14 protein-coding genes and 1 pseudogene are annotated in these 14,018 nt (G+C 69.2%); 12 read left to right on the forward strand and 3 right to left on the reverse strand.

Going from position 1 to position 14,018, the window contains the following annotated elements; translation table 11 throughout:
- The first annotated feature begins 376 nt into the window (after window positions 1-376).
- Together AACL56_RS30165 and AACL56_RS30170 are read left to right on the forward strand one after the other, a co-directional pair.
- Window positions 377-1,186: a prephenate dehydratase gene (locus AACL56_RS30165; RefSeq protein WP_339093708.1), complete on the forward strand. Its 810-nt coding sequence runs from the start codon at window positions 377-379 to the stop codon at window positions 1,184-1,186.
- A gap of 543 nt (window positions 1,187-1,729) precedes the next feature.
- A complete protein-coding gene (locus AACL56_RS30170; RefSeq protein ID WP_339093709.1) occupies window positions 1,730-2,365 on the forward strand; it encodes a JAB domain-containing protein in 636 nt (211 codons plus the stop codon).
- Between the two features lie 263 nt (window positions 2,366-2,628).
- Here AACL56_RS30170 and AACL56_RS30175 read toward each other — a convergent pair whose 3' ends face one another.
- Window positions 2,629-3,432: a hypothetical protein gene (locus AACL56_RS30175; protein WP_339093711.1), complete on the reverse strand. Its 804-nt coding sequence runs from the start codon at window positions 3,430-3,432 to the stop codon at window positions 2,629-2,631.
- A 712-nt stretch (window positions 3,433-4,144) separates the two neighbouring features.
- Here AACL56_RS30175 and AACL56_RS30180 point away from each other — a divergent pair.
- Window positions 4,145-4,552: a hypothetical protein gene (locus tag AACL56_RS30180; protein ID WP_339093712.1), complete on the forward strand. Its 408-nt coding sequence runs from the start codon at window positions 4,145-4,147 to the stop codon at window positions 4,550-4,552.
- A 6-nt stretch (window positions 4,553-4,558) separates the two neighbouring features.
- Entirely contained in the window at window positions 4,559-5,179 is a 621-nt protein-coding gene (locus AACL56_RS30185; protein ID WP_339093714.1) for a zeta toxin family protein, read from the forward strand.
- A gap of 851 nt (window positions 5,180-6,030) precedes the next feature.
- On the opposite strand, the gene AACL56_RS30190 is transcribed toward AACL56_RS30185, so the two are convergent.
- Entirely contained in the window at window positions 6,031-6,414 is a 384-nt protein-coding gene (locus AACL56_RS30190) for a TA system antitoxin ParD family protein (protein ID WP_339093716.1), read from the reverse strand.
- A gap of 576 nt (window positions 6,415-6,990) precedes the next feature.
- Here AACL56_RS30190 and AACL56_RS30195 point away from each other — a divergent pair.
- The 4 genes and pseudogenes from AACL56_RS30195 to AACL56_RS30210 form a co-directional block, all read left to right on the forward strand.
- A pseudogene (locus AACL56_RS30195) lies at window positions 6,991-7,420 on the forward strand (JAB domain-containing protein); the annotation flags it as partial.
- Window positions 7,421-8,024: 604 nt separating this feature from the next.
- Window positions 8,025-8,936: a zincin-like metallopeptidase domain-containing protein gene (locus AACL56_RS30200; RefSeq protein ID WP_339095281.1), complete on the forward strand. Its 912-nt coding sequence runs from the start codon at window positions 8,025-8,027 to the stop codon at window positions 8,934-8,936.
- A gap of 305 nt (window positions 8,937-9,241) precedes the next feature.
- A complete protein-coding gene (locus tag AACL56_RS30205) occupies window positions 9,242-9,583 on the forward strand; it encodes a DUF2958 domain-containing protein (RefSeq protein WP_339093718.1) in 342 nt (113 codons plus the stop codon).
- Window positions 9,584-9,940: 357 nt separating this feature from the next.
- Window positions 9,941-10,282: a DUF2958 domain-containing protein gene (locus AACL56_RS30210; RefSeq protein WP_339093720.1), complete on the forward strand. Its 342-nt coding sequence runs from the start codon at window positions 9,941-9,943 to the stop codon at window positions 10,280-10,282.
- Window positions 10,283-10,386: 104 nt separating this feature from the next.
- Here the strand turns inward: AACL56_RS30210 and AACL56_RS30215 are convergent, their stop codons facing one another.
- The gene (locus AACL56_RS30215) at window positions 10,387-11,082 is read right to left on the reverse strand and encodes a hypothetical protein (RefSeq protein WP_339093722.1); all 696 of its coding nucleotides are present in this window, start codon (window positions 11,080-11,082) and stop codon (window positions 10,387-10,389) included.
- 91 nt (window positions 11,083-11,173) lie between these two features.
- Here AACL56_RS30215 and AACL56_RS30220 point away from each other — a divergent pair, with 91 nt between their 5' ends.
- The 4 genes from AACL56_RS30220 to AACL56_RS30235 all read left to right on the forward strand — a co-directional run bounded on the left by AACL56_RS30220 (window position 11,174) and on the right by AACL56_RS30235 (window position 13,796).
- A complete protein-coding gene (locus AACL56_RS30220) occupies window positions 11,174-12,490 on the forward strand; it encodes a type II toxin-antitoxin system HipA family toxin (RefSeq protein WP_339093724.1) in 1,317 nt (438 codons plus the stop codon).
- Between the two features lie 16 nt (window positions 12,491-12,506).
- The gene (locus AACL56_RS30225; protein WP_339093726.1) at window positions 12,507-12,797 is read left to right on the forward strand and encodes a helix-turn-helix domain-containing protein; all 291 of its coding nucleotides are present in this window, start codon (window positions 12,507-12,509) and stop codon (window positions 12,795-12,797) included.
- A gap of 359 nt (window positions 12,798-13,156) precedes the next feature.
- Window positions 13,157-13,471, forward strand: coding sequence for a hypothetical protein (locus AACL56_RS30230; protein ID WP_339093729.1), 315 nt, complete (start codon window positions 13,157-13,159; stop codon window positions 13,469-13,471).
- A gap of 16 nt (window positions 13,472-13,487) precedes the next feature.
- Window positions 13,488-13,796 (forward strand): hypothetical protein, encoded by a 309-nt coding sequence (locus AACL56_RS30235; protein ID WP_339093731.1) that lies wholly within the window; start codon window positions 13,488-13,490, stop codon window positions 13,794-13,796.
- Window positions 13,797-14,018 lie beyond the last annotated feature (222 nt).

Below are 14,018 nucleotides of genomic sequence, written 5' to 3' on the forward strand. Positions count from 1 at the left end.
GGCCCTTCGGCATCGGGCCCCGGCGCGGTGGCGTGTCGCAATGCCGTGCCGCGGGCATTTGCGTGGGAAGCAACGGGACGGCGTTGTCCCGCGCAGAAGGCCAGGTCCGCGGCGGCGGACCTTGCGCCGGGTGCACGTCTTGCCGGCCCGCCTCGCCCCCGAAAAACTATCTCTTCGCGGCGACGCGCAGGCGCTGGCCGGCGCAGGCACGGCCTCGGGGCGTGCCGTGCCGGCACGCGCGGCGTGCGCGGGCTGCCGTTCGCGTTCCGTGCGGTCTGCGGTGTTCCCGTATCAGCTTCCCTGCACCTTCACGACTATCATGACCTCACCCGAGGCCCTTCGGGCCGTTGCTTTCGGACTTCTCGTCCTCTCCGCCATGAACCACGCCTGCGCAGGTCCGATCGGTTATCTGGGGCCGGCCGGCAGCTGGACCCACCAGGCCTGTCTCGAGCTCTTCGGTGCGCACGAACTCGTGCCACTCGCGCGCGAGGCACTGTTCCAGGGCTATGCCGACGGGACGGTGGAGCAAACCTGCGTGCCGGTCACGACCTCGCTGGTCGGCGCGACGCCGTACCTCGACGCCGTGCTCGACCTGCCCGCGGTCACCATCGTGGCGGAATACCCCCGGATGCTCGGCTACAGCCTGCTGGCCAAGCCGGGCACGCGGCGCGAGGACATCGTGGAGGTGCATGCGCACCCGGTGGCCTTCGAGGAGGTGCGGCCCTGGCTCGAGCGCGAGATGCCCCGGGTGCGCCGCGTGGACGCGGCCAGCGGCGGTGCCGCGGCCCGCGCCGTCGCCGAGAGTGCGGCGTCGGGCCTCGCGTCCTTCGGCCCGCGCGTGGGCACGCGCGTCTATCCGCTCGTGTCCGTCGTCGACGGCATCGAGGAGGGCCCGCACAACGTCACCCGCTGGTGGGTGCTCGGGCGGCAGATGCCGCCACCGAGCGGTCACGACAAGACCTCGCTGGCGGTCGAGGCGTCGGACGACAGCCTCGCGGACGTGCTGTCCGCCTTCGGCCGTGCGGGCCTCCGGATCCTGACCATCTACGAGCGTCCGAGCAAGCGGACGCTGGACACGCACCGGTACCTGGTCGAGGTGGCGGGCCATGCGCGCCAGGGCGCGCTTGCGGATTTTCTGGAACAGCACCGGGAGATGCGCGTGCTGGGCTCCTACCCGCGCCGCTGAGGCGCGGCGCACTCGGCGGTGCGCTGCCCGGGGCCTCATGCGGGGCGTCGGCAGGGTCCACGGCGCCGTCGGAAGAGACAACCTCTGCGCCGTTTTCAACGTCGGGTGCAGGGCCGGCGCCGGCGATCAAGGGGCGCGCTCCGCGCGTCATTTCCCTCCTCATGAAAATTCGGCGCACCGCCACGGCGGTGCGCGAAGGCGAGGGGGGATGCGCAGCCGAGGCTGCGAGGTCGCAGATGCTGCGCTTTCGCGCAACTGGACAACGCCCCGTGCTTCCGCTTCCGGCGCTGCCCGGTCTTCTGCGGTGGCTCGGGCGTGAGGGCCACGGGATCCTGAATCCCTTCAGGGCGCTGCGGAGGGCGGGGGAGGGCTTGTCTGTGAGCCCTGAGGCTACCCCCTCGTTCTCGCGTTCAAGGCCCTGCGCGCGCTTTGCGTGCTCGGCGCGTGCCGCGCGCCTGCGGCGGCCTGGAGCGCTGCGCTGCGACGGGGTGGCGGGGTCTCGCAGGCAATCCCGCCTGTGTCATCCCACAGGAGTTCATCACCATGAACACACCCGTCGTCACCGTGGCCGGTTCCTTGCCGGTCGAGCTGTCGTTGTCCGTCTTCACCGCGCGCGAGCGCCAGGTGCTCGAGGCGTTGCGCCCGTTTCTCGGCGGGCAGACCGAGGCGCTGTACGTGGCGCACGACCGCTCGTTGCACAAGCTGGTCGGCTTCGCGCGCGATGCGTCGCTGCCCGGGTGTGCGCAGCTGCTGTGCGGGCTGCGCCTGGCGAGGGAGCTGCTCGCGGAGGAGCTGCGCCCGAGCGAGACCTTCCGCTCGGTGTATGCGGTCTCGGACTATCTGAAGCTGCACTTCGCGGGGCAGCTGCACGAGAGCTTCGCGGTCATGTTCCTCGATGCGCGGCATGCGCTGCTGGCGTTCGAGGACCTGTTCCGGGGCACGCTGACGCAGGCCGGCGTCTACCCGCGCGAGGTGCTCAAGCGTGCGCTGCAGCACAACGCGGCGGCCGTGATCCTGGCGCACAACCATCCGTCGGGCGAGGCGGAGCCGTCGGCGGCGGACCGGGGGCTGACCTGCGAGCTCAAGGAGGCGCTGGCGCACATCGACGTGCGGGTGCTGGATCACTTCGTGGTCGCGGGCAACCGGGCGGTCTCGATGGCCGAGCGCGGCCTCGTGTGAGGAGGCCAGGGGCGCTTCGGCGTCTCTTTTCTTCTTGTCATTGTCTCAGCCGTTCGCTGCGCGGACGGCGCTCACGCTGACGTGGGCGTCGCTGGCGCGGGCGCCCGCACAGGCGGTGTTCGACGGTTCAGGGCCAACCCCCATGATCGATCAGCGTCGCGACATCGTCGGTGCGCGTGTGCGGCACATCCACCGCACTATGCGCTTGAGCTTCAGGTCAAGCTCGCCAAAGTGAGACGAGGGCCGAAGCAGTGCCACGCTTGTCAGCTCCGTGGCACCGGCACTTCCGCGAACGCCGAGGCGAGGTCTTTGACCTTTGCCAAACGTCCTGCCGCCAAAGCCTGGAGTGGCGTCTGCCCGTCCAACGAACGCTTTGGCGTCACGAAGAACTGAAGCTTGGACCCTCCCGGGAGGTCGCCAAGAATCTTGCTCACGGCCTCCAAGTGCGAGCGCTCGTAGGCTCCGTCGCCATAGAACGCGGGGAAATACCGCTCAGACTTGTGCGTGACGTAGAACACGCGACTGTCTTTGACTGCCTTTGAAAGCGCTTGCCTCGAGGACCATCCCAACAGGTTTTGGAAGGTCTGTGGATTGAGCAAGAACCCGCGCTCGATCATCTCTTCGTTGGAGCCCAGGACGGGCTCAACCTTTGCTGACGAGCCGGTAGGCGTCTTAGGCGCAATGCCGCGTCTTCCCGACTCGGCAGGCAACTCGGCATCAGAAACCACTTGGAGACGCGCGCCTATCCTTCTCAACTTTTTGAGGATGGCGTCCCAGTCCTCCCGCATCTGAGGCCCCGGCGCAAGGGCGACAGACACGTCGATTCCCCGAATATTTCGCTCCGTCAGATCAAGGAACTGCCGGATTCCGTGCAGCGCCAACGCGTCCGAGCGTCCGCCAGCTTTTCGCGTACCCCCTCCCCCTGCGACCACCAACTTCACAGCATTCTTGAGGACTGCATCGCGATCTCCTTTCGAATCCTTTGCGGACTTCGTGTCAGGCGCTGTCGCGCCACGGGTTTTCGAATCCGTGCGTCCGGTGTCGGTTCGGGCGGATGTGTTGGCCATCGGGGTCTCCTGCGAGTCGCTCAGGATACGCCGGTTTGTCAACCATGTCCACCATGACAACTAAAGCAATCAGGACAGCCGACGTCGGTTCTTCCTTGTGCAGACCCGCAATGCCGGAATGGCACCACCTGCAGCGCACCAGCGTCGCGCGCTCGGTCTATGAGACCGCGCGATCAAGCGTACGCACAACAGGATCCGCAGCGCGTACCCCAGCGTGAAGCCGGTCTGGGTGGCCTGACAACGAACACAGCAAGGAATCCATGACGCCAGAGACGAACACGCCAACCATCGCGGAGCACTGCAGGAGCGCGACGAGCATCCGCAGCGGAGGCTGCGCCGGAGCACGGGTTGCGCTTTGGCGCAGCCGGGAAGCCCCCCCTCTCTTTCCCGCGCGTTCATGTCCAGGTCTTCTGCGGCCGACGTGCGATGGAACAAGGATTCGGGCTCCGGAATACCTCCAGGCGCTGCGGAGGGCGGGGAGGGCTTGCCTGTGAGCCCTGAGGCTACCCCCTCGTTCTCGCGTTCAAGGCCCTGCGCGCGCTTCGCGTGCTCGGCGCGTGCCGCGCGCCTGCGGCGGCCTGGAGCGCTGCGCTGCGACGGGGTGGCGGGGTCTCACAGGCGATCCCGCCTGTGTCATCCCACAGGGAGTTCCTCAGTTTCTTGCTCGGAAGCCGACAGAGAAGGTTCTTGTGATTCAGAGAAAATGGCTAAAATGGGTAAAACCAGGAATTTAAGGATTCTCATGTTAGCCAGCCCCGTGTCCGTCCATTCCGCAAAGATCGAGCGCCTGTCGCGCAACCTGCCTTCTTTCTCCGCGACCAAGCTCGCGTCGGGCATGCAGGCGGTGACCACCACGGTGATGGCTCGTGGCGCGGTGGTGATCACGCGCCACGAGCGGCCCGCCATGGTGCTCATGTCGCTCGAGCGCTATTTGCAGATGGAGCAGGCCTCAGAGCCCGATTTGGACGCGCTCTCGCACCGCTTCGACGACATGGTCGCGCACATGCAAGGCGAGGCTGCTGCTCAGGCGATGGCGGATGCCTTTGCCATGGATCCTTCGGAACTGGGCGAGGCGGCGATGGCCGCGGCCACCGCCGTGCGCGACGCGACAAACCGTTGATCGCTGATGCCAGCGCGCATTTTTGTGTTGGCCGGCGTCAATGGGGCCGGCAAGAGCAGCGTGGGCGGTGCTGCGCTGCTGTACAAGAAGGTTGACTATTTCAACCCTGATCTGGCCGCGCGCGAGCTGCTTGATGCTCATCCGCATTTGGCACCCGAGGCTGCCAACGCCCAGGCCTGGGAAATAGGGCGCAAGGGCCTTGAGCGGGCGCTGGCCGACGGCCAGAACTTCGCCTTCGAGACGACTTTGGGCGCCCGCACAATCCCCCAGATGCTGGTCGACGGCGCACGTCAAGGGGCGCAGGTGCACCTCTGGTACGCCGGGCTGTCCTCGCCCGAACTCCATCTGCAACGCGTGCGCTCCCGCGTGGCCGCCGGAGGCCATGACATTCCTGAAGCCAAGATCCGCGAGCGCTATGAGACCAGTCGCGCCAACCTGATCCGCCTGCTGCCGTGGCTGGCGAGCCTGCGCCTCTACGACAACAGCGCCGAGGGCGATCCCAAGGCCGGATGCAAACCCCAGCCTCGGCTGCTGCTGCACATGGAAGGCGGTCGTGTCGCCTTTCACATTTCGCTGGACCAAGTGCCGCAATGGGCCAAGCCGATCATGGCCGCCGCATTGGCTTAGCTTTCTTGGGAACCGTGCCGATCGGACCGTTCGTGGACAGCCGCGACCCGCAGTGACGCAGGGACCTCGTCCAGTCGCGGCCGCACGAGGAACATTCGGGCCACGGGGGGCCACGGGGGGCCGCGCACTGCCGCACCATGGCGCGTTGGTGCCGCGCCGAGTTGGCACCGTCGTCTGAGCCTGTGGCTCGCGTTCGCGGTCACCGAAGCACGCGACAGCACAGCGTGCGCGGGGCAGCATCTTCTTGGGACACGCGCTGACGCAGGGGCACCGTCATTGGCAATCTGACCTGACCGTGACAAGACGCAGATGAAGGGTCGATGGCGCTCGACGCAGCGCTGCCTCTGGCCAATCTCCCTGCGGCAGGCCTGACTCCGTCCGGGTGTCCGTCGCCCAAAGTCTGGGGACGCCAAGCGCCCGGCAGGGAAGCCGCGAACTTTCTCGCTGACCATGTTCAGCCGGCGTGTCCGGTGGCTGCTGGTCCGCAGACGTTGGGGGGATTGAATTCAGGCTTTCGTGACGTTCGCGAGGTGTGGGGGGAGGGCTTGCCTGTGAGCCCTGAGGCTACCCCCTCGTTCTCGCGTTCAAGGCCCTGCGCGCGCTGCGCGTGCTCGGCGCGTGCCGCGCGCCTGCGGCGGCCTGGAGCGCTGCGCTGCGACGGGGTGGCGGGGTCTCGCAGGCAATCCCGCCTGTGTCATCCGAGATGGCTGCGACGCCCTCGGGTGCCGCAATCCCATAGTGTTCGACCCACATCGCCAACGCCTGACCGCCCACCAAGATGTCTTCACCGGCGACCTTGGCCAGTCTGAGAAAGACGTCCGCGGGTGTCTGCGCCTGCGCACCGAGTGGCTTCACCAACCTTCGCCCTCATCAGGTTCGGCGTTCTGCTGTCGCTTGAACGTAAATCCCTGAAGGGTGTTCTGGGTGAAGGCATGAAGGCTCTTGGACGAACGCTGACCGCGCGAGACCTGATCGGCGTCCTTTGCCTGAAGTCGACGCAGCCGACGAGCGCCGGACAGAGGGGTCTCACCCAGCGTCGCTCGGACGAGCTGATCCGCCTTGCTTTCCTGCCCAAGGAGCTGCATGGCGGCGATGGAGCTGAGGCCGGCGGCCTCCAATGCTGCGCCCAAGCGGGCCCAATGCTCCATCTGCTGGGCGATGGGGCGACCCAGCGCTGAGCCCGTCGACTGCGCCAGGCTGTAAAGCTCATCGGAGATCCGGATCGACTGTGCCATGCGGCGACTTTATGTGGCACTTTGCCACATATCAAGGACGGGTGATGGCTCAGCGCCTCGGCCGCGCCGGAGCGCGTGCGAACCAAGCGAAGCACGCGATACGCAGGGCGCGGGACGTCTTCCCGCGCGATGGGACGTTCGCGTGCCGCGGGATCGCGAGGCGTCGCCATGCCAGTCCGGGGTTTCTGCGGAGGGCGGGGGAGGGCTTGTCTGTGAGCCCTGAGGCTACCCCCTCGTTCTCGCGTTCAAGGCCCTGCGCGCGCTTTGCGTGCTCGGCGCGTGCCGCGCGCCTGCAGCGGCCTGGAGCGCTGCGCTGCGACGGGGTGGCGGGGTCTCGCAGGCAATCCCGCCTGTGTCATCCCACAGGAGTTCATCACCATGAACACACCCGTCGTCACCGTGGCCGGTTCCTCGCCGGTCGAGCTGTCGTTGTCCGTCTTCACCGCGCGCGAGCGCCAGGTGCTCGAGGCGTTGCGCCCGTTTCTCGGCGGGCAGACCGAGGCGCTGTACGTGGCGCACGACCGCTCGTTGCACAAGCTGGTCGGCTTCGCGCGCGATGCGTCGCTGCCCGGGTGTGCGCAGCTGCTGTGCGGGCTGCGCCTGGCGCGGGAGCTGCTCGCCGAGGAGCTGCGCGTGGGCGAGGCCTTCCACTCCGTGTACGCCGTCTCGGACTACCTCAAGCTGCACTTCGCGGGGCAGCTGCACGAGAGCTTCGCGGTCATGTTCCTCGATGCGCGGCATGCGCTGCTGGCGTTCGAGGACCTGTTCCGGGGCACGCTGACGCAGGCACCCGCGCGAGGTGCTCAAGCGTGCGCTGCAGCACAACGCGGCGGCCGTGATCCTGGCGCACAACCATCCGTCGGGCGAGGTGGAGCCGTCGGCGGCGGACCGGGGGCTGACCTGCGAGCTCAAGGAGGCGCTGGCGCACATCGACGTGCGGGTGCTGGATCACGTCGTGGTCGCGGGCAACCGGGCGGTGTCGATGGCCGAGCGCGGCCTCGTGTGAACGAGGCAGGGGCGCTTCGGCGCCCCTTTTGTATGGGCATGCGCGGCGCTGTGTGCGCCGCCAGGTCGGACTGGAGACAGAAGGGAGACACAACTTGGCACGCATGGCGTGGTGGTGGAGGATGGCGGCTGCGCCGCGGCTCGAAGCGCCCGTTCGTGGAAGGCGGGGCGGTCACTGGCCTGCGGCAGCTGGCGGCCGTGCGCGTGGCGGTCGTCGTCTGCAGTCGGTCCGCCTCTGGATCGACGCATGGCGCGGGTCGCTTGCCGCTCCAGGGTGAAGGCTGCGCCCCGTCCTCGCCCGGTCCTCGCGGTGCTCGGCTGCGGCCTGCGGGCGGGCCCCGGACCGGCGCGCTGGGCCCGCGCCCGGGCTGCGTCGAGGCGGCTCCGACAGCAGATTCCTTCCACCACCGCGGCGTGATGCCGCAGAAAGGCTTCGCCATGGCGTTCGATCTTCCTTCGCGCAGCTCGCGGCGCGCCAACGCCGGTGCGCCGGCGCTGCGCGGCGCGTCGCCGGCACGGGCGTTCCCCGTTCCCCCGAGGACCCTCCCACTGCAGGTCGGCATCCACCCCAGGGCGTGCCATGGCGCGCGCGCAGCGATGCGCAGGTGCGCGAGGCCGTGACCGAGCGGTTCGTCGCGATGCGCGCGCAAGGCGGGGACGTGTGCGGGCCACGCTGGACGGCCGCGCTCGCGCGAGGCGTTCCGCGCAGCCTGGTCACCGGACGGCCGTACCGTGGCGCGAATGCGTGGCTGCTCTGGGGCGAGGCCATGGGGCAGGGCCATGCCACCGACCTCTGGCTGACCTACGCGCAGGCCTGCGCCCTCGGGGGCAGGTGCGCCGGGGCACGCACGGGGTGCTCTGCGCGCTTCGAACGCGTGGGGCCACGCGCGGATGGGGGCTCGTCGGCGGCCGCTCACGCCGGCCGTCCGGGCGCCGCCGCGGTCGCGCCGCCTGCTGGGTGGCGCTGCCGTCCGCTGTGGCTGTTCAACGTGGCCCAGGTCGACGGATTGGCTGCGGCCATGAAAGAAGACGCGGAAGGCGCCGGAGGCGAAGCGGGCGAGCGGGGCGCGGTCGAGACCGCCATGCGGCTGGTGGCGGGCTGCAACCCCACGGTGCGCCACGGGTACGACCGCGCGATGTACCTGCCGGGGCCGGACGAGATCCGGCTGCCGCTGCCCCGGCGCTTCGCCAGCGCCGAGAACTACTGCGCCACGCTGCTGCATGCGCTCGTGCGGTGGACCGCGCACCGCGCGCGGCTGGGGCGTGAGGCGCCCCCACGCGCCGGGGAGGACGGGTGTGTTTTCGCGGGGCTGGTGGCGGCGCTGGGCGCGTCGCGCCTGATGGGTCACTGCGGTCTCGTCGGTGCTGTTGTGGAAGGCCAGACGGACGGTCGCGCGGCGTGGCTGCCGCTGCTGCGCCATGACCACCATGCCCTCTTCTCGGCCGCGCGGCAGGCCGATGACGCGGTCGACTGGATCCTCGCGCGGGGGCTGCCGGAGATCGGTGCGATGGGGTGAGCGGCCAGGCTTGGAGGTCGCGGCCGATGCTGCGCTCGGTGCCGATGCCCACGGGATCGGCGCAGGAGCGGGGCAGGGGAGAGAGGAGAAAGAGGGGAAAGAGGGGAGAGAGGGGACAGAGGGGAAAGAGGGGCGAGGGTGGGTGCTGTTCCTTCACCGTGCCACGCCGTTCTCGCCGTCAAGGTCTGCGCGCACGGTGTGCGCTGGCGGCCTGCGGCCGTCTGCGAACCCTGACCGCTGCGCTGCGGCGTGCCGATGACGGGACCGGGCCATCCCGCCTTTCATCCTTTCAAGGAGAGACCGACGTGACGACAATTCTGAATGACGCGCAACGCGCGCTGCTGCTGGCCAACGGCCGTGCACTGACCGCCAACCCGGAGCTGGATCCCGCGCCCGTGGTCAAGCTGTTCCTGCCGGATGGGAACGCCGTCTGGCTGCTGAGCGAACTGCATGCCGATGGCATCGCCTTCGGCCTGTGCGACCTGGGCCTTGGGTCGCCGGAGCTCGGCTACGTGCACTTCTCGGCGTTGGAGGCGCTCCGCGGGCGCGACGGGCGGCCGCTCGAATGCGACACCGCATTCATTCCATCCAAGCCATTGAGCGCCTACGCGTGGGCAGCGCGGCTGGCCGGGCGCATCGTCGCGTAGCGAGCCCGCCGGCACCGGCCTTCCCGGCCGGTGCGTCTCCGTTCGGTCCGGATGCGGCGGCGCGCCGGAACGCGCGACGCTCATCCCCCCGCTGCGCTGCAGACGGCGGTCGCGCTGCCGAGTCCTTGCGGGAATGCGGGGCCGATGGCCGCCGCGAGGACAGAGACACGGAGAGGGGGAAGGGGAGGGTGGGTTTGCTGTTCCCTTCAGGGTGCCACGCCGTTCTCGCCGTCAAGGTCTGCGCGCACGTGTGCGCTGGCGGCCTGCGGCCGTCTGCGAACCCTGACTGCTGCGCTGCGGCGTGCCGGTGACGGTCTCGGGCAATCCCGCCCTGCATCCTTCCAAGGAGAGACCGTCATGACGACACTTCTGAACGACACGCTGCGCGCGCAGCTGCGGGCCAATTCGCTGTTCGCCGCCGAGAACCATCGCTTCGATCCGCCGCCGGTGGTCAAGCTGTTCACGCCGAACGCCGGCGCGACCTGGCTGTTGAGCGAGCTCGATGCCGAGGACATTGCTTTCGGGCTGTGCGACCTCGGGATGGGCTTCCCGGAGCTCGGCTTTGTGAGTCTGGCTGAGCTCGAGGCCTTTCGCGGCCATTGGGGCCTGCCGATCGAGCGCGACCTGCACTTCATCGCCGACAAGCCGCTGAGCGCCTACGCGCGCGAGGCGCACCTGGCCGGGCGCATCGTGGCGTAGGGTGCGATCTCGCTGCCGCGGCGCCGTGCTCTTTGGCCGGCGCGGTGCTGCGTGCAGGTGGCCGAGCCTGGGCCCGGCCTGGCCTGGCCTGGCCTGCGGGCCGCCTAGTTGGCGCCAGCGGCCCACTCCAGGAGCGCTGCCTCCTGGGGCGCGTCGAGCACGAGCTGCTCGCGTTCGCAGAGCATGCGCAGGTTGTCGATGAAGCGCCTGGCGAGCGTGTGCCGGTCGTCCTCGCCCTGGCCGAAGACGTGGCCGGCGAACAGAACGCCCTTGAGGACGAAGCTCACGTCCGCACGACTCACCGCCAGCCCGGCTTCCTTGCACAGATCACGCACCGCTTGCCGGTGTCGGAAAGCGCGAACGGCGCGCTTCGCCTCGGCGGACAGTGCATCGAGCACACCGCGCACTTCCGCGGGCGCCATGAGGGGCATGCCGGTGGCGATGTGAACCGGACGGACCACCGCGAGCAGATGCTGCGATGCACCCCACTGCGCGGTCGCCGCGCCCTTCGGGGAACGGCGCGCGTGCGGATCCTCGACCACGCCGCCCGTGCCGTTCCACGCGACCTTCAGCTGCCCCATGTCCAGCGCGTCGAGGAACTTGCGGAACGCGCCGCGCCCGGCCCAGTCGGCGGCCAGCCACGGGTGCTGCGCGACGATGAACTGCGCCAAGCGCGCGCAGGACACCCACCCGCCCGCACGCTGCACTTCGGCCTGCACCATGCGCGCCACGTCGTCGAGCACCGCCTCTGCATTCGCCGCGCTCGGAGCCGGTGTCTGCGTCGACAGGGGCGGGTCCACCGTGGGCCTGCCGGGCCGGGTCCCGGATTCGGAGATTATCTATACAAAACAGCTTCCTTAGAGGGTGCGAATTGTATAAAATTCCACCAATATGGAGTCGGGTTGCACTCTACAGCTGCATGCGAACGGCGTCTGGCGTGATGTCGGCGCGGTCAGCCTTGCCGGGCCCGCGAGCGCCGGGTGGCGAGCGCCCTCGCATGCAGGCTATGACACCGGGTGGGCGGTCGCGCATGTCGGTGCCTGGGATGCGCACGCCTTCGGCAGCCGGTTCCCCGTGGGGGTGGTCGACTTTCAGAATCCGAACTGGCCCGTGTTCCTGATCGACATGCTGCCGCAAGGCTTCGGCCGCGAGGAGCTGCTTCGGCAACTCCACCTGCCGCAGACGGCGGAGGAGTCCGCCGATTGGCGCCTGCTCCTGTGCGGCGCAGGCAACCCGATCGGCCATCTGCGCGTCAAGGAAGCCGCACAGTGGCTGGCACAGAAGGAGAGTGCGCTGCGCGGCTTCGAGGAGGGCGAAGTGGCCGCGCGCGAGGAAGACTTCAGCGAGTACCTGGCCGGCCACGGCCTGTTCGTTGCGGGATCCTCGGGTGTCCAGGGGGAGTGGCCCAAGCTGCTGCTCACGCGCGCGGACGACGGTCTGCTCTACCTCGACCACACGCTGCCCGACGCACGCGCGCGTGCCCACTACATCGTGAAGTTCGGCCGCGGCCGCAGCGAACGCCTGGCGCAGATTCTTCGTCACGAGTGCGTCTACATGGACCTCGCGCGCCGGCTCGGCCTTCGGGTGCATGCGCCGCTGGTCCTGAGGGAGCGGGCGCTTTTTGTTCCGCGCTTCGACCGCCGGGTCGTGCCCGGCGGCGTCGAGCGCCTGGCCCAGGAAAGCCTCGCCGCCATGACCGGCAAGGCGGGCTTCGGCATCGCGCTCAGCCACGATGAAGTCTGCCGGCGCTTGGTGCGCATCTGCACGGATCCCCAGGCCGAGGTGCTCGAGTACCTGCGTCGCGACGTGGCCAACGTGGCATTGGGGAACAAGGACAACCACGCGCGAAACACCGCGCTGCAGCGCGATTTCGCGGGCGGCATCGCGCTGACCCCGCTGTTCGACTTCGCGCCGATGTACCTGCATCCCGATGGCATCGCCCGGAGCAGTCGCTGGGACGGCAATGACGGCGGCAGCCCGGACTGGACGCGCGTGATCGATGCGGTGTGCGCGGGCGCGGTGGCGCAGGGCGAGGAACGGCACCAGCCGCTCAACCGTGATGCGCTCTGCGAGGGGCTGCGTGCCATGACGCCGGTGCTGTGGGAGATCGCGCAGCACGGGGAGGCGATGGGCATGGAGGCGGACGTCCATGCACACCTTCGCAGCGGGATCGAGAACCAGGCCCGGCGTCTGGAGGCCGTGCGCTAGCACGGGTGAGGTCGGGATGGACAAGCGCTACAACGCACTGCCGCTGCATGCGCAGCTCGCCCTGCGGCGCGAGGCCGTGGAGGATGTCGTCTCGCACCCGGAGTGGACGCTGCAGGCGTGCGTGCGCCACCTCAAGAAAAAGATGCGCCTGACGAGCGAGGAGATGGCGGCCCTCGCGGGCGTCTCGACGAAGACGATCCAGGACATCGAGCAAGGCCGAAGCGCGGGTACCGTGCAGACGATGAACCGGATCTTCGGGATGCTGGGCCTGAAGCTGGCCGTGGTTCGAATGCCGGAGACGCACTGAGGCACTGAGGCGCGGTCACTTCGCGCGCCAGCGAACCGTTCGCGTGACCCTCTTGCGGTGGGACGCCCGGGCCAGCCCCACCCGGACGCAAGGGCGCACGACGCAGTGCGTGGCCCGGGGGGCGGCCCATGCGAATCCGTTGTGCCCGCGCCGGCCGCTGAAGCTGCACGCGCGTTTCGCCAAGTCGTCCACCGAGACGGTGGAGGGCGGGACAGACGCGGAAGTTGGCGGCACGACGAGGCCTGCGCGTGCGGACCTCAGCGAGCGCCGGATGCGCGATCTGGGCGCCCACCGCACGGCGGCGCTGCAGGCCGCTCGTGCGATCGCGACAGGTTGCCTTGGCGGTGCTCGTGCACCCGATGGCCGAGACCGTGTTCGGGCGGCACGGCCACGGCAAATCGTGCATGACGACGCACGTGTGCGGCGACGGCACGCTCGCGTCGCTCGCCAGCGCCTTTGCCGACAGCCCGGCCGTCGCCGTGCCGTCGCAGGCGGAAGCGAATGGGGGTGACCGGATGCCCGACGTCCAGAGGCGCTCTTCGTTTGGCTGCTCGCGCAGTCGCAGCAGGTTCTGCTCGACCTGCGGCGTACTGCATCGCGCGCAGCGTCAATGCCATCGGCGCGCGCGCCGCATCCCGCGGCGCCCCTCCGCGCCGACATCAGCGATGCGATGACACACAGGCGCTCGGCGTGGACATGGCCGACGGGTGGCAGGCGACGACCGAGCGCTTCCTGCAGCACGTGAGCAAGCGCACGATGCTCGCGCCCGTGCGCGAGGCGAACGGGACCGAGCCATCGGCCGATCTGTCTGCGATGAAGAAAGCACCGCTCGCGTTGCACTGTGCGCGGCCGCGCGAAGGCATCCGCTGGCTGCCCGCGCCCTCGCGCCCACACGACCCGGACGTCCGTGCTCGCGAAGGCGAGCATGCCGATGCGGACATTGACGAGGAAGGAGGCGAGGCAAGGGACGACGGAAGGGACGACGGAAGGGACGAATAGGGCGGTGAGAAAAGCGACGACGACGCGCACGCGTGACGGCGCCCGGCACGGGGCCGGGCCGCGTCGGCAGCACCCCGGCCGGTCCCTCGCATCTCCGGTTCGACCCCCGGGGGCAACAGACCCGGTCCTTCTGGTGCCCTCCTAGGTTTGGAAGATGCGCGCACAGCCAGGCATTCGATCGCTGCGTGTCACCGCTGGATGGGAACGGTGCGCAGGCTTGCA

The sequence above is a fragment of the Variovorax paradoxus genome, assembly GCF_902712855.1.
Classification (GTDB): domain Bacteria; phylum Pseudomonadota; class Gammaproteobacteria; order Burkholderiales; family Burkholderiaceae_C; genus Variovorax; species Variovorax paradoxus_Q.